At 59.4% G+C, this 22378-nt stretch carries 20 protein-coding genes and 1 pseudogene; 2 read left to right on the plus strand and 19 right to left on the minus strand.

Going from position 1 to position 22378, the window contains the following annotated elements; translation table 11 throughout:
• Positions 1 to 344 (minus strand): transposase (locus tag SxD43FB_RS20245; protein WP_141249563.1); only part of this gene is annotated, 344 nt, incomplete at its 3' end.
• Between the two features lie 293 nt (positions 345 to 637).
• Here SxD43FB_RS20245 and SxD43FB_RS20250 point away from each other — a divergent pair.
• The gene (locus SxD43FB_RS20250) at positions 638 to 1216 is read left to right on the plus strand and encodes a transposase (protein ID WP_206378075.1); all 579 of its coding nucleotides are present in this window, start codon (positions 638 to 640) and stop codon (positions 1214 to 1216) included.
• Between the two features lie 219 nt (positions 1217 to 1435).
• Here the strand turns inward: SxD43FB_RS20250 and SxD43FB_RS20255 are convergent, their stop codons facing one another.
• The 16 genes and pseudogenes from SxD43FB_RS20255 to SxD43FB_RS20330 all read right to left on the minus strand — a co-directional run bounded on the left by SxD43FB_RS20255 (position 1436) and on the right by SxD43FB_RS20330 (position 18479).
• On the minus strand, positions 1436 to 2500 hold the full coding sequence (locus tag SxD43FB_RS20255; protein ID WP_096063717.1) for an SDR family oxidoreductase: 1065 nt from the start codon (positions 2498 to 2500) through the stop codon (positions 1436 to 1438).
• Entirely contained in the window at positions 2500 to 3102 is a 603-nt protein-coding gene (locus tag SxD43FB_RS20260) for a hypothetical protein (RefSeq protein WP_096063718.1), read from the minus strand. The genes SxD43FB_RS20255 and SxD43FB_RS20260 overlap by 1 nt, the downstream gene beginning before the upstream one ends.
• Positions 3099 to 4031, minus strand: a complete 933-nt coding sequence (locus SxD43FB_RS20265; protein ID WP_255245828.1) for a CoA ester lyase — start codon at positions 4029 to 4031, stop codon at positions 3099 to 3101. Before SxD43FB_RS20265 ends, SxD43FB_RS20260 begins: the two co-directional genes overlap by 4 nt.
• Positions 4032 to 4038: 7 nt before the next feature.
• Positions 4039 to 5187 carry an acyl-CoA dehydrogenase family protein gene (locus SxD43FB_RS20270; protein ID WP_096063729.1) on the minus strand — a complete coding sequence of 383 codons (1149 nt, stop codon included), beginning with the start codon at positions 5185 to 5187 and terminating at the stop codon, positions 4039 to 4041.
• A gap of 28 nt (positions 5188 to 5215) precedes the next feature.
• Positions 5216 to 6058, minus strand: a complete 843-nt coding sequence (locus SxD43FB_RS20275; RefSeq protein WP_096063719.1) for a MaoC family dehydratase N-terminal domain-containing protein — start codon at positions 6056 to 6058, stop codon at positions 5216 to 5218.
• Between the two features lie 16 nt (positions 6059 to 6074).
• Positions 6075 to 7226: an acyl-CoA dehydrogenase family protein gene (locus tag SxD43FB_RS20280; protein ID WP_096063720.1), complete on the minus strand. Its 1152-nt coding sequence runs from the start codon at positions 7224 to 7226 to the stop codon at positions 6075 to 6077.
• Complete coding sequence (locus SxD43FB_RS20285; RefSeq protein WP_096063721.1) at positions 7223 to 8890, minus strand: acyl-CoA dehydrogenase family protein; 1668 nt, start codon at positions 8888 to 8890, stop codon at positions 7223 to 7225. Before SxD43FB_RS20285 ends, SxD43FB_RS20280 begins: the two co-directional genes overlap by 4 nt.
• A gap of 1 nt (position 8891) precedes the next feature.
• Positions 8892 to 10109, minus strand: a complete 1218-nt coding sequence (locus SxD43FB_RS20290) for a CoA transferase (protein WP_088189909.1) — start codon at positions 10107 to 10109, stop codon at positions 8892 to 8894.
• Positions 10110 to 10161: 52 nt separating this feature from the next.
• Positions 10162 to 11367: an acetyl-CoA acetyltransferase gene (locus tag SxD43FB_RS20295; protein ID WP_096063722.1), complete on the minus strand. Its 1206-nt coding sequence runs from the start codon at positions 11365 to 11367 to the stop codon at positions 10162 to 10164.
• Positions 11368 to 11371: 4 nt separating this feature from the next.
• Positions 11372 to 12841 (minus strand): OB-fold domain-containing protein, encoded by a 1470-nt coding sequence (locus SxD43FB_RS20300; RefSeq protein ID WP_096063723.1) that lies wholly within the window; start codon positions 12839 to 12841, stop codon positions 11372 to 11374.
• Entirely contained in the window at positions 12838 to 13683 is an 846-nt protein-coding gene (locus SxD43FB_RS20305) for a MaoC family dehydratase (protein ID WP_088189912.1), read from the minus strand. Before SxD43FB_RS20305 ends, SxD43FB_RS20300 begins: the two co-directional genes overlap by 4 nt.
• Position 13684: 1 nt before the next feature.
• Positions 13685 to 14590 (minus strand): SDR family NAD(P)-dependent oxidoreductase, encoded by a 906-nt coding sequence (locus SxD43FB_RS20310; protein ID WP_096063724.1) that lies wholly within the window; start codon positions 14588 to 14590, stop codon positions 13685 to 13687.
• 117 nt (positions 14591 to 14707) lie between these two features.
• Complete coding sequence (locus SxD43FB_RS20315) at positions 14708 to 15631, minus strand: fatty acid desaturase (protein ID WP_096063725.1); 924 nt, start codon at positions 15629 to 15631, stop codon at positions 14708 to 14710.
• Positions 15632 to 15796: 165 nt separating this feature from the next.
• Positions 15797 to 16294: an aromatic-ring-hydroxylating dioxygenase subunit beta gene (locus SxD43FB_RS20320; RefSeq protein ID WP_096063726.1), complete on the minus strand. Its 498-nt coding sequence runs from the start codon at positions 16292 to 16294 to the stop codon at positions 15797 to 15799.
• Positions 16291 to 17466: an aromatic ring-hydroxylating dioxygenase subunit alpha gene (locus SxD43FB_RS20325; protein WP_096063727.1), complete on the minus strand. Its 1176-nt coding sequence runs from the start codon at positions 17464 to 17466 to the stop codon at positions 16291 to 16293. Before SxD43FB_RS20325 ends, SxD43FB_RS20320 begins: the two co-directional genes overlap by 4 nt.
• Before the next feature lie 27 nt (positions 17467 to 17493).
• Positions 17494 to 18479 (minus strand): annotated as a pseudogene (locus SxD43FB_RS20330) (dihydrodipicolinate synthase family protein).
• Positions 18480 to 18647: 168 nt separating this feature from the next.
• On the opposite strand from SxD43FB_RS20330, the gene SxD43FB_RS20335 reads away from it, so the two are divergent.
• Positions 18648 to 19433, plus strand: a complete 786-nt coding sequence (locus tag SxD43FB_RS20335) for a 1,6-dihydroxycyclohexa-2,4-diene-1-carboxylate dehydrogenase (protein WP_096063730.1) — start codon at positions 18648 to 18650, stop codon at positions 19431 to 19433.
• A 26-nt stretch (positions 19434 to 19459) separates the two neighbouring features.
• Here SxD43FB_RS20335 and SxD43FB_RS20340 read toward each other — a convergent pair whose 3' ends face one another.
• Both SxD43FB_RS20340 and SxD43FB_RS20345 read right to left on the minus strand, forming a co-directional pair.
• A complete protein-coding gene (locus SxD43FB_RS20340; RefSeq protein ID WP_088189917.1) occupies positions 19460 to 20686 on the minus strand; it encodes an FAD-dependent oxidoreductase in 1227 nt (408 codons plus the stop codon).
• A 263-nt stretch (positions 20687 to 20949) separates the two neighbouring features.
• A partial coding sequence (locus SxD43FB_RS20345) for a sigma 54-interacting transcriptional regulator (protein WP_255245829.1) occupies positions 20950 to 22378 on the minus strand: 1429 nt, incomplete at its 5' end.

A 22378-nucleotide genomic window follows, 5' to 3' on the forward strand; every position in this document is an offset into this window, starting at 1 on the left:
AACTTGCGACCAGTCGAGCTTTTCGTAAATCCGATCTTATCCGGATCCGCGCGCTTGAAATTGAATTCGGTGGTGTCCTGCAAGATGAGGATCGGACCTTCGGTTGCCTGAATGCGCAAGGCGGATGCTGCAAAATGCCCTTCCAGGATCTTGTCTTCGCTCACGTTCTCGTTCGAGAGGAACCGGTAGGCGGCCTTAGTATTCGACCAGTCCTGAAAAGCCGTCGGCAGAGATTGCCCAGGGCGCTGTTCAAGTGCTTCAAGCATCGCTCCAAGTCGTCGGTTCAGCCGCGCGTCACCCAAATTGGTCTCGGCCGTTTCCTTGTCCACCCAGCTATGTTCCATCCCGGCACCTCACTATCTAAAGGTGCCGGAGAATGAATCATGGGTGATTCCAGCCAGGCAATGGGCGCGCGGCAGGCCGAATCACGCACGCGACCACTTGTGGGTAAGAGCAAGCCTCACCGGAGGCGTACCGCCTTCCTTGCTCAACGCTTCAAGATGGTCGCTCAAACTGAACAGGGACTTCGGATCCACCACGGCTCTCCATAATCGCTCCCGATCAGTGAATCACCATGACCGCGTAAACGCTACAGGTTTTTGCGGGTCTCCAGCTCAAGGAACGCGGCTATCTCGCCGTGGGTGGGCAGATCGTCGATGCCACACTGGTGGCTGCGCCCAAGCAGCGCAACACGGCGCCTGAAAAGGATGCGATCAAGGCGGGCAAGAAGGCCTGCGAGATCTGGCCCGATGAGCCAGTCAGGGCGGCGCAGAAGGACACCGACGCACGCTGGACGCTCAAGTTCGCAAAGGCCAAACCCTTGGCGAACGGCAAGCCGGGCATCGACATCGCCATCCCGAGCTTCGGCTACAAGAGCAGCGTGTCGATCTGCCGGACCTTCGGCTTCATCCGCAAGGGCAAGGTCACCGACGCAGCGCGCTTCGACGGACAAATGCTGCGTGATGTAGTCACCAGCGACAACACCGCCTCCGATGTCTGGGCCGACACGGCCTATCGGAGCCAAGCCAACGAGGCATGGCTCAAGCGGCAGAGCCGGGTCAGCCGAATCCATCGCAAGAAGCCACGCGGCAAGCCGATGCCCGAACGCACCACCAGAGCCAACGCCGCCAAATCGAAAATCCGCGCCCGCGTCGAACATGTGTTCGCCCGGCAGAAAGACCAGATGGGGCTGTTCATCCGCACCATCGGCATCTAGCGCGCCGAAGCCAAGATCACCCACGCCCCCCTCGTCTACAACATGCACCGACTCATCTTCCATGAACGACGGGTAGCGACGGGATAGCTGCGCCTGAAAGACGGCAATGCCAACAAAAGCCATCAGAATGGAGACCCAAGCGGCCCCAATCATGCCAAATCCTGCGCTGAACGCTCAAGTCCGCTCAGATCAACGGGTTGATGGAGGTGCCCAGGTCTTCTAATTGAATACGCCAGTCGTCGAGGCTCCGTCTACCGTGATGATGCTGCCAGAAATATATGAGGCCCGGGGCGACGCCACGAAGCAAATGACATCGCCGACTTCCTCAGGATCAGCCATTCGCCCGAGCGGGAAGGTTGCGTCCATTTCCGCCTGTAGCGCTTTGGGCGTCTTGCCTTCGCCTTCGGCGCGCTTTTCGATCAGGCGTCGCCAGCGATCCGTCATAACCCCCGAAGGCGCTACCCCGGCAACAAGAATGCCATGCGGCGCGCCATGATCCGCCAGCGACTTCGTAAAGTTGATCAATCCGGCGTTTGTGACGCCGACCGCCATGTAAGACGCTTTCGGGTTTCGCGCAGCAGCACCAACGACGTTGACGATGCGACCGCCGCCCTGATCGCGCATGAGCGGGAACACCGCCTGGGCGGTGCGGATGTAGCATTGCAGTTTCTCATTCCAACCATCCAGCCATTCCTGGCTGGAGATCGCCATAAAGTCGCCAGCGGGTAGTTTACCAGCGGCATTATTGACTAACACGTCAATGCGCCCCGCATAACGCTGCGCGGTCTCGATCAGATTTTGCACATCGTCATCGCGTGTAATATCGCAGGGGCATGCAATTACGTCATGCCCTGCCTTGCGCAACGCGGCGACCTCCACCTCCAAAGCCGGGCTTGCACGCGCAGCGGCAATCACCCGGGCACCTTCCATGGCAAAAGTCCGGAGCGCCGCTAGCCCGATGCCCTTGCTAGCACCCGTCAGCACCACAGTTTTGCCGCTTAGCTTCAAATCCATCGACAGGATCCCTTCTTGGTTTCGACCGGCATTGACGGCCACATCAGAAAATGGCCGAAACAATGTCAGCAGGGTAAACTCACCAGTGACTGTATCTCCTTCTTGGGCGGCGTGGGCGCGTGAGAGCCCGACCGTCATTATGATGCTCATGGCGGGAATACATTCGCCGCGCTGCCCCAGGAAATTGGCGAGCCAGGCGAGCGCCGCGCGCGGATCCCCGAGCGCGTTCGCGCCGATCCCATGAGCGATCGTCGCGCCTTTCGACGACATTAGCACGGCGCACAGGCGCAGGTCATCGAGCGACCGGAATGATCGAGGCGGCCGAGCACCACCCGCGCGCTCGAGCTGTTATCCGCGATATTGTCGACCGCGGAAAAGCAATAGCTCTGATAGCGGGTATGCACGATTTCGAGGCTCGCAATTGCGGAAACCACCGCATAGCTGATGCTAACGCGCGTCTGATCGGGGCCATGGACGTCGCGCCCCACACGCAGTGTGATTTCAGGCTCGATCAGGGGATGGAACAGGTTTTCGCTATCTACCCGACCCGTTCTTTCGGACACGAGCAGATCCTTTGTCAGCACGCCGAAATTGGGGTCGTTAATGCCCATCTGCGCGCGCATCTCGGCGCTAGTGTAGCCCAGCTTGAAACCGATCTTCTGTCGGTCGCGCCTCTGGAAGGTGCGCGCGGCAATTGCATAGATGTCGTCCTCCGACAGCCTGGGGTGAGCGGAGCTAAGCGGCGCAATGCGGCGGCGCTCCCATTCCGCCCGCCACAGTTGTGCCGAGCAAGCATCTGTCAGACCAGCAGGCGACTGGTCGCCACGATTCTCGCCGGCGTCCGCTTTCCACAGACCCTCTGAATTGTTCATGATGCTTCTTCCTGAATAGCCGTGCCCGCACGATTGGCGCGCCGCAGGATTTGGCGGGCGCGGACCCTGACCGGGGCATCGACCATGGTTCCATCCACGGAAGTCGCGCCATCCTCACCTGTAGCCAATATCCTTTGCGCCCAAGCCAGCTCCTCCCGTGTGGGGGCGAAGCCGTTTCGCACCGGCGCAATCTGACTGGGATGGATGCAGAGCTTGCCGCCGAACCCAAGATCCAAGGCATAACGCGCGTGATCTTCCAGCAGCGCTTCTTCGCCCAGCGACGTGCACACGCCGTCGATTGGCGAAAGCAAGGATGACAGACGCGAGGCGAGTACAATCTCGCTGCGCGCCGCCAGCAGCGGCTCGCGCCGATGCGCGGCGCCGATATCCGCGCAATAATCGATGCTGCCGAACGCCAGGCGCCGCACGCAGGCGGAGGCGGATATCTCTCGCGCCCTCGACAAGCCAAGCACCGTTTCGAGCAAGGCGATGACCGGCTGGCCCGCGACCACTTCGGAAGCCTGCTCGACGTCATGCGCGGACTCGGTCTTGGCGAGCATCAACCCGGACAGGGGAAGCGATGCGATCGCCGCCAGATCCTCTTCGTGCCATGGGGTATTGACTGCGTTTACACGCACAAAAATATCCATGTCAGCGGGCAAGGCGACGACGTGGCAAAGTGCTGTACGGGCTTGCACCTTATTGGCGGGAGCAACCGCATCCTCAAGGTCGATGATAATAGCATCCGCGCCCGAGGTGGCCGCCTTCGCATAACGCTCGGGCCGGTCGCCAGGCACGAAAAGCAGTGTGATGCTGCTCCGCATGGTCAAGATACCTTCGTGTCCACGGTCCATATGCCCCAAGTAGGCCCTCGACTGCACCACATACGCCGCACCCTTCTCTGCCTGGTCCTGTTCAAGACAGGGCAAGACCAGCTCAACCGCCGCGCTTCAGGGTCTCGCGCGCGATCACCAATTGCTGAATCTGAGAAGTGCCCTCGTATATACGAAAGATGCGCACGTCGCGATAGAAGCGCTCGATACCGTGACCGGCGACATATCCGGCGCCGCCGAAGATCTGCACCGCGCGATCGGCAACCCTGCCGACCATTTCAGACGCAAACAATTTTGAAGCGGCCGCCTCCAGTGTGATACTCTCGCCGGCGTCGAGCTTGCGCGCGGTCTCAAGCATTAGCGCTCGCGCGGCCAGCGCCTCGGTTTTGGAATCTGCGATCATCGCCTGGACGAGCTGGAACTCGGCGATAGGCTTGCCGAACTGGCGCCGTTCGGAGGCAAAGGCGACGCAATCGGAGATCAGCCGCTCGGCCACGCCGACGCACAAAGCCGAGAGGTGCAGCCGGCCGCGGTCGAGCACCTGCATCGCCACACGGAACCCGCTTCCCTCCTCGCCGAGGCGGTTCGCCGCGGGGACACGCACGCCGTCGAAGTTGACCGTGCAGATATGCGCGCCCTGCTGGCCCATCTTGCGCTCGGGCGGCCCGACGCCCAACCCCGGCAATTCACTGGGTACAAGGAAAGCGGTGACGCCTGCCCCGCGCTTTTCATCCGGGTTGGTCCGCGCCATCACCGTGAACAGACCGGCCTTGTCGGCATTGGTGATATAGATCTTGGATCCGTCGAGAACATATTCGTTACCCTCGCGCCGCGCGCGTGTCCTGACCGAGCCAGAATCGCTGCCGGCCTCAGGCTCGGTCAGCGCGAAGCTGGTGATGATCTCTCCGCTCGCGATTCCCGGAAGCCAGCGGTGCTTCTGCTCATCATTGCCGAACATCACGAGGCCCTGGCTGCCGATGCCAACATTGGTGCCGAAGGCCGAGCGGAATGCCGGGCTGGTACGACCGATCTCAAGCGCGACGAGACTTTCATCTTCCATGGACAGCCCCAGCCCGCCGAATTCCTCCGGGATCGACAGGCCGAACAAGCCGAGCTGGCGCATTTCATCAATCACCTCGTTCGGGATCTCATCCGCCTCGGCGACCTTTGCCTCGATCGGCCGCAGCCGTTCGCTAACAAAACGGCGAATGGTGCCGATCAACTGATCTCGTGTCTCCAGATCGAGTGCCATGGCGGCATTTCCTTTCATCTTTTGATATTCACGACCGTATCGTTGCAGAGGCAGAAATAATGGTACGGCCGTCGTGTCCGATTGCGGCAAGACTGATTTCACCGCCGTCCCGCCGCCCCACAAGATGCATTTCAGGCCCCGCGAAAGCGGGCGTGCGGGCACGAAAGGCGAAGCTGGTGAGTACGTCCGAGCCGAGTTCACGCACGCACAAATCGAGCAGCAGGCTTGCCGTCAGCGGCCCTTGTACCACTAGGCCGGGATAGCCCTCAACCGCCGTCGCATAGGGAAGGTCATAGTGGATGCGGTGGCTATTAAAGGTTAACGCCGAATAGCGGAACAACAGCACCTCGTTCGGGACCATGTGCCGGTGCCAGGTCCAGTTTGATAGATCGGGCCGTGCTCCCCCCGTATTGGCCGTCGCCTGGACGGATCCCACCGCTTCACGATAGACGATCGTCTGTCGCTCGCGGATCGCGACGGTTCCACCCGCGCTGGTGACGTGATCGACCTCAACGAACGCAAGGCTGCCCGCGCTCCCGTCCTTTTCAGCGACCGACATTACCGTCGAAACACGTTCGATCTGCGCGCCGATCTGAAGCGGGGTATGGAAACTGACATCACTCGCCACCCACATCCGTCGCGGGAGCGCGATCGGCGGGAGGAACGCGCCCCGCACGGGATGCCCGTCACTGTCGATATCGGCCATGTTCGCATCCGGCAAGCACAGGCACCAATGGAAGCCGTGGGGCGCATCCGCGCCAATGGGTTGCGGCACGTCGAGCAGCGCGGCGAAGCGGTTCACCGCCGGTTGCGAAACCATGTCGTGCGTACGCAAAGGCTTCCCGAGCCAATCGTTCCAGCGTTGGCTCATCGTGCGACCCTCGCCATCAATAGGCCCTTGGCAGGCCAAGGACATGCTCGGCGAGATAGGATAGGATGAGATTCGTCGAGATCGGCGCGACCTGATAAAGGCGGTTCTCGCGGAACTTGCGCTCGATATCATATTCGGCGGCGAAGCCGAAGCCACCATGCGTTTGGACACAGGCCTCGGCCGCGGCCCAGCTTGCCTCGGCCGCGAGCATTTTCGCCATATTGGCTTCAGCTGCGGGGTTCTCGCCCGCCTCGTAGCGGCGCAGCGCGTCGTGAACCATCAACTCCGCGGCGCGCATCTGCGCATAGGCGCGGGCGATCGGGAACTGAATGCCTTGATTCTGTCCGATCGGCCGCCCGAAAACGCACCTTTCCCTGGCATAGGCGGCGGACTTGTCTATGAACCATTTGGCATCGCCAACGCATTCGGCAGCGATCAGTATCCGCTCGGCATTCATCCCGGACAAGATGTATCGGAAGCCCTTGCCCTCCTCGCCGATCAGATTGGCGCCAGGGATGGCCACATCGTCGAAGAAGATTTCGGTCGTCGAATGGTTCATCATGGTGTCGATAGGACGAATCGACATGCCCTTCCCGTGTGCTTCACGCATATCGACGAGGAAGGCCGAAAGGCCATCGGTGCGTTTTTCGACCTGGTCGCGGGGGGTCGTACGAGCGAGCAGCAGCATCAAGTCCGAATGCTCGGCGCGGGACGTCCATATTTTCTGCCCGTTCACAATGTAGCGATTGCCGTCGCGCTGCGCGAAAGTCGTGATAGACAAGGTGTCGGTGCCGCTTGACGGTTCGGTCACGGCGAATGCCTGGAGCCGCAGCGCGCCGCTGGCAATTCCGGGCAGATACTCGGCCTTCTGCGCCTGCGATCCATGGCGGAGCACCGTGCCCATGATGTACATTTGCGCATGGCAGGCGCCCCCATTACTACCCGAGCGGTGGATTTCCTCCAAGATCGCTGCGGCCGCCGAAAGCGGCAGCCCGGCACCGCCATATTCCTCCGGGATCAGCGCGGCGAGATAACCCGCGCTGTTCAACGCCTCGACAAACTCGCCCGGATAAGCGCGGTCCTTGTCCTTCGCGCGCCAATATTCGCCCGGGAAGTCGGCGCACAACTTGGCAACCTCTTCCCGGATCGCCTCATACGCCTCGGTCATCGTTCTGCGGTCCCGCGCTCGAGGAGACCACGTGCGATAATGTGCGCCTGTATCTCGGCCGCGCCTTCGAACACAGAGAGGATGCGCGCGTCGCACAGGATGCGGCTGATCTCGGTTTCCAGCGCATATCCGTTGCCCCCGTGGATCTGCAGGCTCGCGTCGGCGTTGGTCCAGGCAACCCGCGCGGCAAGCAGCTTCGCCATCCCTGCCTCTACGTCGCTGCGTCCGCCGGCGTCTTTGGTGCGCGCCGCAGCATAGGCCAGTTCGCGGGCAGCCACCGTCTCGAAAAGCATCGCAACGAGCTTGTCGGCAACCCGCGGGAAGTCGACCAGCGGGCGTCCGAACTGGTTGCGCGCAAGGGCGTAATCGATCCCGAGCTCGTACGCACGCCAGGCAACGCCGACCGCGCGCGCAGCAGTTTGGATGCGTGCGCCTTCAAAGGTGCGCATGAGTTGGCGAAAGCCTTCGCCCTCAACGTTCCCGAGCAGGCTCTCAGCGGATGCCTCGAAGCCATCGAAACTCAGCTCATATTCGCGCATACCACGATAGCCCAGGACCGCGATCTCGCTTCCGGCGAGACCAGGACCAGGGAACGGGTCGGTCTCGCTACCGCGCGGCTTGGCGAGCAGGAACATGCTGAGCCCACGATGGCCCTCGCCGCCGGTGCGTGCGAGCATGGTCATCAGATCGGTACGTGCGGCATGGGTGATCCAGGTCTTGGCGCCTGAGATGCGCCAGCTCCCGTCGGGCGCCGCCACCGCGCGCGTGGTCAGGCTGGCAAGGTCGGACCCGGCACCGGGCTCTGTGAACACCGCGGTTGGCAGAATCTCGCCGCTTGCCAGGCCCGACATCCAGCGGGCCTTCTGAGCCTTGCTGCCGCCGAGCCCGATCAACTCGGCGGCGATTTCGCTACGCGTGCCAAGCGAACCAGCCCCGATCCAGCCGCGGCTCAGTTCCTCAGTCACGACGCACATTTCCAGCTTGCCAAGCCCAAGCCCGCCATATTCGGGATCGACGCATATGCCGAACGTCCCGAGTGCGCCGAGCTCTGCGATCAGCGCGTCCGGTATCAGCGCGTTGTCGAGATGCCAGCGATGTGCAAACGGCGTGATCCGCTCGGCGGTGAACCGTCGAAACTGAGCGCGGATTTCGTCGAGCGCTGCGTCGCCGGACGCCTCGTTCACGCTGGCCCCGGCACGCACCAGCGCGATCAGGCTGGCGCGGCTTCGCGCGTCCGCGCACGCGATCAGCGCGCAGACTGCAGGATCATCCACCATCCGGCGTGCCGACGCCTCGAGCCCCATTCGCCCGGGCCGAAAATATTCGTTGGGGCCGATGGCGAGTCCCCCTGCAAGCTGGCTGAGATAGTCGGCGAAGGCGAGGCGCAGGATCAGCGCATCGATTTCGCCGAAATCGCCACGCTCCTGCGCCGCCACCGCCCAGCCCATCAGCGCTTTGAGCGCGGCGATCGTCGTTTCAATCCAGGCATAGCCATGGGCATCATGCTGATGGTGATCGAGCAGCGCGGGATTGACTGCGGCGCCCTCACCGACATTGCCCAGGAGCCGGCTACGAACGTCGGCGGCGAAGCTGCGCGCTGCGTCAAGCGCCGCTGCCGTCTGGTCGACCAGAGCCTCGAGCGACGGATAAGCCGAACAGCCCATCTCAACCCGCGGCCACGATGCCGCTGTCGTGCAGCTTGCCGACCTCGCCGGAGCTTAGGCCAAGCACGTTGGCGAGAATCTCATCGGTATGCTCGCCGAGCCGCGGCGCCCGGGCCGGTGGCAGCCGTTCGGCTTTTGGGATTGTGGCCGGCGCGCCGGGTATCGGGTAACGTGCACCGCTTGGCTGCTCGACCTCGGTAAAGATCGGATTGGCACGGACCAGATCGGGATCATCGGCAGCTTCCCGCATACTCTGGTAGGGACTCCAGCAAACCCCGAGCGGTTCGAACGCGCAGGCAAGATCGGCGAGTGTGCGCTTGGCGACCGCCTCCTCGACCAACGGCACCAGCTTATCGCGATGCTCGAAGCGGATACCTTCATCGCGTGCGAACGAAACGCCCTGCCCGGCCTCGATCTGTGCAACCCCTTGGGCAATGCCGAGCGCCTCAACGAGACCTTGCCACTGGCGCACAGTAAGCGCCATCAGCATCAGCCGGTGGCCGTCGGTGGTTGTAAAATCGCGCCCGAACGCACCAAATATCTGGTTGCCGAGCCGTGGCCGGTTCGCATCGCTGTCGAGCACTTCGGCAAGCATACCAAGGTTGGCGACACTGGCGATCGCCATATCCGCCAAGGGGACGCGCACTTCCTGGCCAGCGCCGGTATCGCGTCGATGGCGTTCGGCAGCAAGGAAAGCAAAAGCGGAATAGGCACCGGTCAGCAAATCCCAGGCGGGCAGCACATGATTGACCACCGCATCGCCAAGGCCGGACGGTCCGGTGATCTGGGGAAAGCCAACCGCGCAATTGACGGTGTGGTCTAGCGCGGGACCGCCATCGGCGCGGCCCATGATCCGCAGCGTGACGAGGTCCGGCCGCAATGCAGAAAGGCGTTCATGCGACAGGAACCCTTCGACAGGATAGTTCGTGACGAACAGTCCGCCCGTTGGCCCTGGCGCGGTAATCAAGGTGGTCGCAAGTGCGCGGCCTTCAGCACTTGCGAGATTGATCGCAATCGACTTCTTGCCCTTGTTGAGCGATTCCCAATAGAGACTGGCTCCGTTCTTCGCGCGCGGCCAGCGCCTGAAATCGGGCCCACCGCCAATCTGATCAAAGCGGATCACCTCGGCCCCCATTTGCGCCAGATACATGCCGCAAGTGGGAGAGGCGACGAACGATGACGCCTCGACCACGCGCATCCTGTCAAGCAGCCGGTACATCGCCGATCAGCCCGGCGTAGCGCGCGGGCGTGCCGCAGTTCCGGCCTGGTAACTACGCATCCGGAAGGCCCACGATGGCGACCGCACTGACATTCTGGTTGGGCATACCGCCAAGGTTGTGCGACAGGGCGAGCCTTGGCGGTGTGCTGCGCTGGCGTTCGCCCGCGCGCCCGAGCAATTGCAGATAATTCTCGTAGATCATGCGCAGTCCCGACGCGCCGATCGGATGGCCAAAGCATTTGAGCCCGCCGTCAATTTGGCAAGGCACCTTGCCGTCGGCATCGAAGAAGCCGTTGAGCACGTCCTTCCAACCCTCGCCTTCGGGACTAATGTAAAGGTCTTCCATCGTTACTAATTCGGTGATCGAGAAGCAGTCGTGAACCTCGATTAGGCTGATTTCGTCTCTTGGGTTGGTGACACCGGCCTCGGCATAAGCCTTGACGGCGGCGGTACGCGTGGTGTGGAAATAGCTTCCGTTCCAGCCCGTGCCCTGGCTCTCCCACCCGTTGGAGGTGACGATTTGTAGCGCCTTGACTGTTACCAGGTCCCGCTTGCCCAGCGTATGGGCGATCTCGGGTGTCGTGACGATCGCGCAGGCCGCGCCGTCGGAAACACCGCAACAATCGAAAAGCCCCAGCGGATCGGCAATCATCGGCGCGTTCATGACTGTGTCAATGTCGATCAACTTGCGCAAGTGTGCTTTAGGGTTTTTCGCACCATTGGCGTGGCTCTTTACCGAAACATGTGCCATCGCCAGCTTGAGGTCGTCCTTCGACACCCCATGCGCGTTGCGATAGGCCGCAGCGAGCTGGGCGAAATTGCCGGGTGCAGAGCCAGTGACGCCGATCATGTCGAAGGTCGACCCGCGCGTGCGCACCGGCAGCCCGCCATAGCCGGTATCCTTGAGCTTCTCGACCCCGACCGCGAGCGCAATGTCGGCGGCACCCGATGCGACGGCATAGACGGCGCCGCGAAACGCCTCGGTGCCGCTGGCGCAATAATTCTCCACCTTGGTGACGCCGATATTGGGCAGGCGCAGCGCGGTGGCGAGCGGGATGCCGGACGGGCCGATATTGACCGCGTCGAACGCCACGCTCAGCCATGCAGCGTCGATCTGCGAGGTGTCGATGCCCGCGTCGGCGATGGCTTCCTGAAAGGCCTCGACGGCGAGCTGCTCGGCGTCCTTGTCCCAGCGTTCGCCAAACTTCGCGCACCCCATGCCGAGGATTGCGACCTTGTCCTTGATGCCTTTAGCCATCGGATTACTCCCCCGCTGCCGGTTGCTGCACCGGCACGGCTTTCCAGAAATACTTGATGAAATCGCGTTTCTCGTCGACCGCCTTGATGCGGAACATCATCTTCATCGCCAAGCCGACCTCGATGCTCTCGGCATCGACATCGGCGAATTCGGTAAACATCCGCCCGCCGCCCTCGAAATCGATCATGCCATAATATTGCGGCGGGGCAGGCGAATAGGTCAAGCTGTCGGCGGTGTAGGTGACGATCCGCGCCTGCTTTTCGGCGAGCGGATAATCTTCCTGCGTGCCAATGGCACGGTCGGTCGGATTGACGCTGATTTCCGAGCGCGGGAACTGGACGGTCCCGGTCTTGGTGCAGCGCCCGCCGACCAGACCAAGCACTGTCTTGCGGTTGCGGAACAAGGTTGTGCCGGGCTGCTTTTGGTCGGCCTCGGCACGCATGCCACGGTCGAGATCGAGCAGGCCGCGGTGGAACAGGAAGCGCAGGTAATTCTCATCCGCCTTGCCGCGCGCAAGCGCGCCGGAAAAGCCGTCACGCCTCGGCAGGTTAGCGATGGCTTCGGTCGTCTCGAACAGCAGCACGTCGCAACCCTGTCCGAAGCCGACCAGCATGATCGTCTCGCCGGGCCTTGCCTGTTCCAGCGCCGCCGCCAGCATCAGCAGCGGATGGGCAACTCCACTGTCGCCGACGTTCGGCGCAAGGGTATCGGCAACGGCGGCGGCGGGCACGCCAAGCTTTTTTGCAAGGCCTTCGGGCACGCCACGCACGGTGATGGGGATCAGGAGGCGGTCGATCTTCGCCGGATCAACGACAAGAGTTTCGATCGCAGCGGCGAGCGCATCGCCGAGGAGCATGGAGTAGCCCTCGTCCCGGATCCAGCGGCTTTCCCACGTATAATCGAAGTCGGCACCCGATGCTCGGAAATGGTCGACGAAGTCGAGCGTCACACTGTGTGACCCGATAAAGCGCGCAATCGGATCGCCAGCGCCAACGAGTATCGCGGCGGCAGCGTCGCCCTGGACGAGTTCCCCTTCTGATGCGGGACGCGCCTTGCGCAACTCGGACGCGACGCAAAGCTGCGTTCCCCCGTTTACTCCGGCGTTCAGCGCCTGAATAAGCGACGATGTGCCAGCACGCTGGCTTCCCGCGACGTCCAGCGCTGAGATGCTGTCCGACAAAGTCAGCGCTTCTTTGACTATGCCGCTGTTTAGCCGATCGGCAAAGGGGTGGGTGGTCGAGGCGAGCGACAGCGCTGTGACTGTGCCGCGGTCAAACCCGGTGAGGCAATCGCGCGCCGCCTCGACTGCCATCGTGACGCTGTCCTCATCCCAGTTGGCAATCGCACGCTCGCCCATCGCGAGGCCTTTGAGGCCGGCCGCAAACCAAGCGTTGGCCGCGAATATCGCCGAACGTTGCAGCCGCAAGCGAGGTATGTAGGCGCCATAGGAAAGGATTCCGGAATTGGCGTTCATGATGGTGCCATCTCCGCATAACCGTTGTTGAGAACGACCACACTGCGCTCCTCAGCAGTCGCTCGGAAGGCGGCGCGGTCGCCATCCTCACGCCAAATTTCTACCCTGATCGTCTCCCCCGGAAAGACTGGGCTCGAGAAGCGTACATCCATCCGCTTAAGCAGCGTTGGATCGTTACCGCATAGAGCCGACAGAACAGCGCGGCCCGCAATGCCGTATGTACACAGGCCATGTAGGATTGGACGCGGGAACCCTGCTGCGCGCGCCACGTCCAAATCGGCGTGCAGCGGATTATAATCGCCTGACAGCCTGTAGATCAGCGCCTGTTTCTCATCGGTGGGCAGCTTCACGACATGGTCAGGTGCGCGATCGTCCGGGAGCGGACGGGGGCGAGGAGCGCCATCGGCCTGGCCGCCAAAACCGCCGTCGCCGCGCAGGAGCAGAGTATTGCGCACCGTCGCGAGGTGTATACCGGTAGAATTCTCGATACGACGCGAGGTAAGTATGATCGCGCCCTTGTCCACGCCCTTATCGAAAATGGCATCAATGCATGTACGGCCCAAAAGATCGCCTTCTGTGGGAAGTGTCGCAAACAGTTCAACCGAGGTCTCACCATGAAGGATCTTCTGCCATGAAATGCCGTAAGCAGGATCCTGCCAGAAGAAGCCGGGATAGGCGAGTACCACTGCCATTGACGGCAGGGCCTGCAACCCCTTCTCGTACACGAAGCGCAAATCATCAGCACCCACACCCAAAGCGTATAAGATCGTGTCACGTTTGGTGAAGCTGTGCCGGGTTTCCTGAGGCGGTAGCTGTAGCAGTCGATCCGGGTCGAGCGCCACCTCAGATAGGATCCCAGCTGAAAATATCTGTCGATCTCTGCAGCGGGTGGAAGCTGGGCTTAAGCGCAGGCAGCAATTCGCTCGCGATCGTCTCGACGGTCCAGCCGTCGGAGCGGTGTACAGAGCGGAGCGGACGCGGCACGCTGAAAAGGAAAATCTCGTTCTTTCTAACCGCAAATATCTGGCCGCTCACATCTTTCGATGCGTCGCTGGCGAGGAATGCGGCAAACGGCGCGACCTTTGCCGCCGACATCGACTTCATTCGCTCGACGCGACGCTTGTCGTCCTCGGTCTCGGCCTGGATCGTGCCGATCATTCGGCTCCAGGCAAAGGGCGCGATGCAGTTTGAGCGTATGCCAAAGCGCTGCATGTCGAGCGCAATCGAGTTTGACAAGCCCACAATGCCCAGCTTCGCGGCGGAGTAATTCGCTTGACCAAAATTGCCGATCAATCCTGACGTTGACGTGAAATGGATGAATGCCCCGGAGCCCTGCTCCTTGAAGTGCGGCGCGGCAGCTTGCGAAACGAGGAAGCTACCATGCAGATGAACGTCTATCACGGCGCGCCATTCGGCCTCATTCATTCGGTGAAAAATGCGGTCGCGAAGGATACCGGCGTTGTTCACCACGGCGTCGATGCGTCCAAAGGTGTTGACCGCATCCTCGATAATCGAAGCCGCGCCAGACGAATCAGTGACACTGGCGAGATTAGCGCACGCCTTGCCGCCCGCCGCCTCGATCTCGGCAACCACTTGTGATGCGGGACCCGCATCCTTGCCTTCGCCCGAAGAGGAAGTGCCAAAATCATTGACTACAACGCAGGCGCCTTCGCGAGCGCAAAGCAACGCGATCTCACGACCAATCCCTCCTCCCGCACCAGTCACAGCAACGACCTTATTCTCAAGCATTCCCACCCTTCGCATCTCCCTGTATTGCCGAGGCTCTCCCTCAAGCTCGGTAGCCAAACGCGGTTCAAAGCCAGCGCCATGACCACTCCGTCACCGAGCCACGGATGCCGACCGCCATCATTCCGCCGGTTGGATTGTCGAGTCTCTAGATTGACGATAGGCTAGATGAGATGCGATGTTTTCTGGCTTGAGCCCGAATGCTGTCTGCCTGCTGATGTCCTGCCGGTTGATCTCGTCATATTTAACGAAATAGGCCCTGTGCATCCGGTAAAAAGGAATTTCCGGATAGAGATGATGGATCAAGTGGTAATTCTGATAGACCAGCAATGGCGTCAGCAGCCATTCCCATCCATAGCGCATCGTTGTCGCCATGTAGGGCTGCTCGTCCTGCGCGACCATAGCCGGATAGTGCGGCAGAATCACGAAAACCACAGCAATCAGGAATAACGTTATGCGCGAGGGCAGGAACCATAGCATGAACAGTTCAAAACCAAATCCAAAATAGAGCGCACCTACGAACAAGGAGAGCAAACCGCTATAGAACAGGACGAGTTCTTTCCCGTGTCTCTTGCGAACGCTCTGGCCTCGTTTCAGGAAGTAGTGGATGTACGCACCATCAAAAAACGTCCAACGGAAGGGCACCTGCCACCAAGGCGATTCATGCTCGAAGCGATCGGGGTCGAGTGGACCATTGGCGTAACTGTGATGCTTGTTGTGTACCCAGCGTAATAGCACCATCGGCGCATAGGGGAACAAGAAGAAGAGCCCGATCGCCCCAATCGACTCATTCAGCCATTTTACTCTCGAGAGAGAATAATGCGCTGCGTCGTGTATTACGCTGAAAAGTAGGTAAGTGATCAAGCCGTTGGCAATGGTGCCAAGCCAAATGGGCATCTTCCCCGTCAAGGAGAGATACCAGACGCAGCCGATACCGCCCATCGAGGCGACAAACAACAAGGCGGTTGGCAGCGCCAGCACTGGAGGTTGGCGAAGTTGCTCAAAATATTCTTGCTGGCTTTTTGGAAAAGCACTCGCAACCATGCCACGTCTCCCGAATTCTTACTTGTTGATGAGGGCGGCCAATCAAGTTTAGCGCCCAGTCTGCCAATTGGCCAATTACGGTCCGCGCGTCCCAATTTTGGCTGTCGTTCAACAGCTTTAGCTATAGCAGGTGTTGCATAATATGCAACACCTGTCACCGGATCGTCATATCGGATAGACCAAATATCGTGGAAGCACAGAGGTATCGAGCTCAGCCCGCCGCGACAATAGCTTCAGCCCGCCATTCTTTTGTTGCCGCACGCTGTCAAGATATTGGCCTGCGGCAAGCACCTGGGTGATGCCACTGTCTTTAGGCGTCATGAACACGGAAAAGTTGGACCGCATTTCCAAAGTGGCTGTATCGGCTCGATGATAGCTGGTCAATTGCACGAAATGACGTGTACGATAGTCCTGAAATGTGCCGACCCAAATGTCATTTACGAAAGTGACGCGATCCTCGAGCCTCGCCCGGCAGTCGTCGTACATAAGGCCAAGGGCAAGTCCGTGCTCTGAATTTTCCGCCGAACGGCAGAAATACGACGCATTCTCCTCGTCCGCGTAATTATCAAGCCATCTCTGCATATCTTTGCTATCAAGCGCGTCAGCATCCGCTAGCAGAACGGCATTGAGCGCCGCTTCAAGCGACATATCTGTCTCTATCATGCCGTCGCCCTCTCGAAACCCATGACCGACCGATAATATTCCCAGCGCGGCAGATTGCCGCTCTCGTCGTTTTGAAGGAACTCCGATTCCAGCTTCAAAGGGTCATGCACTCCCTTTTGGAAGATGGCAGAGCCGGGCGTATGATTTCCGATATGGATGCGATGGAAAATCGAGGCATCTTCCATGCTGATCAGGCCGCATGGCCCCAGCAGGTTTGAACTTTGCCGCAGTCTGTGCCGAACCATGTCCTCGTCGTCATCCTGATGTGCGAAATAGGCGTAGTGGACCTCGACCGTCTCAGCATCGATTGGTGTCGCAAAACGCAAATTGATGACATCAAGATGCTTCGTCGAAACAAAAGTGGGAAAGAGAGAAACGATCCGTGAGCCGACCGCCGGATCCTGCCCTTTGAATTCGATCAGCGATTTGTCTTTCAGCACGGTGGGCCCGGTTGCCACAGAAAGCGCAGATTCGAAACAAATGTGGCCGCGTTTTGTTGCTGTAAACTGGCGACCGTTGCCGCCTTGCCAGTTAAGCATCTTGAACGCCTGATGAAGCAATGGGGCATGATAGCCATCATTGTCGGTGTACGACTTCCAGTTCGTATCATAGCGCACTTTCTGGTAGCCGAGCAGTTTGAGACGCCCATCGCCTGCTAGCAGTTCGCGCAACGTATTCTGCGAATCTCCAAGATATGCCAATAGCGGCTCGGTTTCTGATGAGAGCGTGACGAAAACAAGGCCGAAAAAAATGTCAAACCGCGGCTGGGCAAGCGGATAGTCTGCTTTGTTGAAGCCGGGAAGAAATTCCCGAGGGTTCGGACAGCCGACCAGATCGCCTTTCGAATCGAACAGCCAACGGTGATAGGGGCATTCAAATTCGGTCTTGTTGCCCATGACCGCCGTTTCGAGTTGATTGCCGCGGTGCGAGCACGCGTTATAAAACACCCGCACCACGCCCTCGACGTCGCGCCCGATAAGCAGTGGCACACCCGACAATCGGTATGTCTTGAAATCACCTGCGTTAGGCAATTCACTTTCATGAGCGACCGGATGCCATTCAGTACCGTGGAAGATACGCTTGACCTCTTCCGCGTATATGTCCTCTCGGACAAAAGCCTCTTTTGGAACTTCATTGTAGTTTTTTGGCCAGGACAACTTCATTTCGGTCATCGCTCTCTCCCAGTTATCACGCTTATCTTATTTCTCGGCTTCGAGCGCTCTGCCGAGATCCGCCCACATAATGCCCGATTTACGGGCACCTTCCAGGAACGGTTCGGGACATAGATGATAGGGCGGGCGCACCGGACCAGCTTTCATCCACCCACCTGCATTCATCCGAGCCTTTTCAAGCGCGATGTTGTACGTTGAGAAGTCTTTGAAACTCCCATTAGGAAACAGCGGCGCTGCGGTAGGACCGAGCAGCGCCTGAAAGGCACGTGCCTCCTTCCAGTTACCGGTCGAGCGCGCGTTCAACACTACATCGCGCAAGGTAGTGGTTACCAACGGGCAACATACAGCACCACTCGACCAGAATGCGTCGATCGAATCGTCCATGCGGGCCGCAGCATAGTAGTCGAAGTCGATCGGCAATAGCTTTATGCGGCCCCGGATCGTTGCAAGGTCTGCCAGTAGATTGCCGACACCGATATATTTCGCTGTTACGACCTGAGGAATATCAGCCACCTGACCCCAGAAGGAGCGCGAAAATTCGAATTTGAAGGCTTCGGGATTGGCATAGATCGCTATGTTCATCTCTGGTACGGCTTCAGCGACATCCTTGTAGAACTGGACTGCAACCTCAAGACTTGGCGCGCACCACATAGGAACTCCAAGCATTGTACCATCCGCACCGAGCTCTAGTGCTTGCCGGGTCAATGTTACGGTATCGCGGGTATTGAGACAGGTTGTGCCGACAATATTGGCACTCGACCGGCTGCGGCATCAACCAGCGCCTTTATGAAATCGAGCTTTTCCCCGTGAGTCATAGTCGCCGCTTCGCCAAGCGTCCCCATGCTGAGTATCCCGTTTATACCCGCCTCTACCAGGCCATTTACAACGCGAGCAGTTTCATCGAGATCTACGGTATTCGTCGCTCTCCAATCCGACGCATTATCCTTCGCCGGAGTGGGAATAATCGCCCACGCACCTGTCACCTCACTAGGGGTCATAAGTCTATGGGTCATCTTCGTGGCTCTCCTAACATTTGGTCCGATGATGCAGCCGAGCTGCTGGACGTTATTCATTGTGTAATGCTTTGCCTTGCATGACACAAGGCGAGAGGATAAACAAGGGCAGCGCGATACGGCTTTTCGGTTCGTTGCGTGAGCTCGCTAAGGATGGACGCCCTAATTATGACTTCGACAAGACGGTTCGATAAACAAGTCGCAGTCGTGACGGGTGGAGCGCAGGGGATCGGGCTAGCGACCGCCACACGCATGGCGGAAGAGGGTGCGATCGTAATCGTCGCCGACCGCGCCGTTGAGGCTACGCGGGCTGCGGTCGAACGGCTGCAGACCAGTGGCGCGAATGTCCACGCCGCCAACTTCGACCTAGAGACTTGCGAGGGGGCCGTCGAACTGTACCGGCTGGTTGCCGATCGCTTCGGAAGAATCGATGTGGCGGTTCACAACGTTGGCGGTACTATTTGGGCCAAACCCTACTGGGACTATACATCAGACGAGATCATAGCTGAAATAAACCGGTCATTGTGGCCGACTCTTTGGTCCTGCCACGCCGTTTTACCCTTTATGTTGGCAGCCGGGCGCGGTTCCATTGTCAACATCGGTTCTGTCGCCACGCGCGGCGTAAACCGGGTGCCTTATGCTGCGGCCAAGGGTGGGGTCGCTGCATTGACTGCCGCTTTATCGCTTGAACTGGAAACGAGCGGAGTTCGCATCAACTGCGTTGCGCCGGGCGGTGTCAATGTGACGCGTGTAACGCCACGCGATCCTGTTCCGATGACCGATGCTGTGAAATCAGGCTTTGTAAAGGTCATGGAGCAGACCGTGCGCGACACCCCAATGGCCCGGTTCGGCGAACCCGAGGAACTCGCCGCAGCAATTTGCTTTTTCGCCTCTGAGGAAGCGTCCTATATCACCGGGCAGACTCTATTCGTTGCAGGCGGAGGGATCGGATAAGAACCCTCAGCTTAGCCAAAAAATGGCTAAGCTGCCTGCTGGAGCAATTCGCGTAAAGACACGCCTGTATCGCCTAGCCGATCCGCGCCGGCGCTCAACCGACGTTCGACAAGTCGCTTGCCTATCCCCATATCAGCGGCCCTGTTGACGGTGAGGACGCCGTCAATGATTTTGTCTGACAGGAAGAAAGCAACGAAAGCGTTGCTTTCGATATCCCCGCGAACGACGATTTCTGCCTGCACCGGAATTTGTCCCGAAAACTGAATGTTCAAATCGAACTGATCGCTCCAATACCACATCGGCTTACAGTAAGCGACCTCATGGCCCAGCATAGCCAAGGCTGCAGCCTGAGCTTGGTCGACCGCGTTCTGATATGTTTCCTGCCGGAAGCGTCCGCCAAAAAAACCATCCTGCTCGGCCACATCACCTGCGGCAAATACCGCCGGATTACTGGTCTGGCATCGACGATCGACAACGATCCCGTTGTTCACTGTCAAACCTGCGTCAATCGCAAGAGACGTTGCGGGAATGATCCCCACTCCGACAACGACAGCATCGCAGGGGATGAGAGTGCCGTCGTCTATCTCGACAGCGGAGACACGCTCGTTCGCGAATTTGAATCCCGTTACGCCTCGGTTGAAATGAGTTTTGACGCCTCGCTTGCGGTGCTCATTGCCGAGCCACTGCCCGAACCGCTTGCCAAGCGCCCGCTCCATCGGCGCCGCCAACGGCTCAACTACGGTCACATCACAGCCCAGCTTGATCGCACTAGCGGCCACTTCAGCGCCAATCACGCCCATCCCCACGATGACGACCCGCGCCCCCGGCCGAAGATCGACGGCCATTCTGGCGGCGTCTTCACAAGTGCGCAGATAATGCACGTTGGAGCATTCAGCGCCTGCTAAGTTGAGCTTGCGGGCGTGTCCACCGGTCGCTAGCAGTACCTTGTCAGCGATGACCATCTGCCCGCCCGCCAGGCGCACTCCGCCCCCGGTCAAATCCAGTGATTCGACCCGTGTATTAAGCAGCAGATCGATCCTGTTCTGGGCGTACCATTCTTCATCCTGCAGGAAAAAATTGGCTGGAGCTTGGGAAGTATTCCAAAGGAACTCCTTTGATAAAGGCGGCCGTTCGTAGGGCCTCAAAGGCTCCTCACCGATCAGCGATATCCGACCGTCGAATCCAGCCTGCCGCAGCGCCTCTGCCGCTCGCCCACCAGCGAGATTGGCACCTACTATCGCTACCGATCGCAATTATTACCTCCCAGTTCGATGGACACATCCATACCCTAAAATCTATTCTAATATGTATCTACCATTGCACATTATACAATTGGTTAAGAAGCGTCAACAGCAGCATCAGTCGGGTCGGTGCATTTTCTCGAGCTTGAAGGCAAGTTGCCGACGTGTCAGCCCCAAATCTCTGGCCGCTTGAGCAACGTTGCCACCAGTGGCTTCAACTGCAGCCTGTACGATGACACGTTCTATCGACGCAAGCGTTTCACCCTTTTGACGCATCAAGCCAGCAAGCTGCTCGATCGATAGTGTCTCTTCCTGCTGCGCATCCGCTCCGAGAGGTGGCCCTTCTCGTTCAAAGCAAGTCCGCTTTTGACGTGCAGCCGATCAGACCCGATGAAAATATGCCCCAAGTCAATAGCACCAGCTTCGTCGGCAAGGAGAACGGCGCGCTCTACCATTCTCTCCAATTCCCTCACATTTCCCGGATAATCATGCATCAGCAGCGCGTTAATCGAGCGCGCTGTGAAACCTTGAACCGCACGCCTGTGGCGCTTGGCATATTTGGCCCGGAAATGTTCCATCAGACGCGGAATATCTTCCCTGCGCTCCCGCAAGGGCGGAACACGTATCGGAAGCGTAGAAAGGCGGAAATACAGATCGGGCCGGAAGGCACCCGCAGCCATAGCAGCCTCTAGATCAATATTCGACGCGGCGATAAGGCGGACATTCACATGGATTGTCTTGGTGTCTCCTACCCGTTCGAATTCGCCCTCCTGAACTGCCCGCAAAACTTTGCTTTGGGCCAATGGCGAGAGCATCGAAATCTCGTCAAGAAACAGCGTGCCGCCGTTGGCGAGTTCGAAGCGCCCCAGCCGGTTGGCCACGGCTCCTGTAAAAGCCCCCTTGGCCACGCCAAATAGTTCCGCTTCGATCAAACCTTCAGGAATCGCAGCACAATTCAGAGCGACAAAAGGCGCATCTCGACGAAGGCTAAGTTGGTGGGCCATCTTGGCAAACACCTCCTTGCCGACGCCGGTTTCCCCCAGGAACAGCAGACTGGCGTCGGTTCCCGCCGCCCGCTCGATTAGATTACGTACTGCGTGAAAGCCCGCAGATACGCCGGCGACAAAGTCAGTTTCTGGGCATTGACCTCCAGCCGACACGAGCGGAACCACGGCCCTTTCCGTATCCTCCAGGCCGGACCATTCGGATTCTGGTTTAGCATGGAGCACGCAGACCGGATCACCCATCCCCTGACACTCGATTTCGCGCATGATTATCGACTGTCCAGCAAATGTACTGGCAAACCCGCTGGCGAAACCGGTCTGCAACCAGCACACCGGATCGGCGCTGATCCCTTCGGTAGCAAGGTGGATTCCCGCCTCGATCGAATCGTGGACCAGGAAACGCCCTTCGAAATGGCCGCTTGCAAGGTCGCTGTCCAAAGTTTCGATTTCGGTCCAGCCGAACCCGGTCAACGCATGAGCCTGCGGACCCACTGAAAAGGCTTCGAGAAAATCACGGTTGGGCCGAAGATTTTTTGCCTCCACGGCACACCGCGCGCCTTCCGCGAAACCTAACCCGTATAATTCATCGCGTTGTTGATCGGGCGTCAGGATTTCGGTTTTTGGTTGGAGGCAGGCGCGGTGCATCACTCCCGGGGATGAGCCGAAGGTCGGGTATGTTGAGGCTTGCGGGTTGAAGGGA

This window comes from Sphingobium sp. D43FB (genome assembly GCF_002312805.1).
Taxonomy (GTDB): domain Bacteria; phylum Pseudomonadota; class Alphaproteobacteria; order Sphingomonadales; family Sphingomonadaceae; genus Sphingobium.

Coding starts and splice junctions, on each gene's coding strand:
- SxD43FB_RS20315 (WP_096063725.1), bottom strand. CDS start 15,631: ATGGTTGCGAGTGCTTTTCCAAAAAGCCAGCAAGAATATTTTGAGCAA.
- SxD43FB_RS20325 (WP_096063727.1), bottom strand. CDS start 17,466: ATGACCGAAATGAAGTTGTCCTGGCCAAAAAACTACAATGAAGTTCCA.
- SxD43FB_RS20280 (WP_096063720.1), bottom strand. CDS start 7,226: ATGACCGAGGCGTATGAGGCGATCCGGGAAGAGGTTGCCAAGTTGTGC.
- SxD43FB_RS20290 (WP_088189909.1), bottom strand. CDS start 10,109: ATGTACCGGCTGCTTGACAGGATGCGCGTGGTCGAGGCGTCATCGTTC.
- SxD43FB_RS20270 (WP_096063729.1), bottom strand. CDS start 5,187: ATGGCACTCGATCTGGAGACACGAGATCAGTTGATCGGCACCATTCGC.
- SxD43FB_RS20310 (WP_096063724.1), bottom strand. CDS start 14,590: ATGCTTGAGAATAAGGTCGTTGCTGTGACTGGTGCGGGAGGAGGGATT.
- SxD43FB_RS20275 (WP_096063719.1), bottom strand. CDS start 6,058: ATGAGCCAACGCTGGAACGATTGGCTCGGGAAGCCTTTGCGTACGCAC.
- SxD43FB_RS20255 (WP_096063717.1), bottom strand. CDS start 2,500: ATGTCGTCGAAAGGCGCGACGATCGCTCATGGGATCGGCGCGAACGCG.
- SxD43FB_RS20300 (WP_096063723.1), bottom strand. CDS start 12,841: ATGAACGCCAATTCCGGAATCCTTTCCTATGGCGCCTACATACCTCGC.
- SxD43FB_RS20295 (WP_096063722.1), bottom strand. CDS start 11,367: ATGGCTAAAGGCATCAAGGACAAGGTCGCAATCCTCGGCATGGGGTGC.
- SxD43FB_RS20320 (WP_096063726.1), bottom strand. CDS start 16,294: ATGATAGAGACAGATATGTCGCTTGAAGCGGCGCTCAATGCCGTTCTG.
- SxD43FB_RS20285 (WP_096063721.1), bottom strand. CDS start 8,890: ATGGGCTGTTCGGCTTATCCGTCGCTCGAGGCTCTGGTCGACCAGACG.
- SxD43FB_RS20335 (WP_096063730.1), top strand. CDS start 18,648: ATGACTTCGACAAGACGGTTCGATAAACAAGTCGCAGTCGTGACGGGT.
- SxD43FB_RS20260 (WP_096063718.1), bottom strand. CDS start 3,102: ATGAACAATTCAGAGGGTCTGTGGAAAGCGGACGCCGGCGAGAATCGT.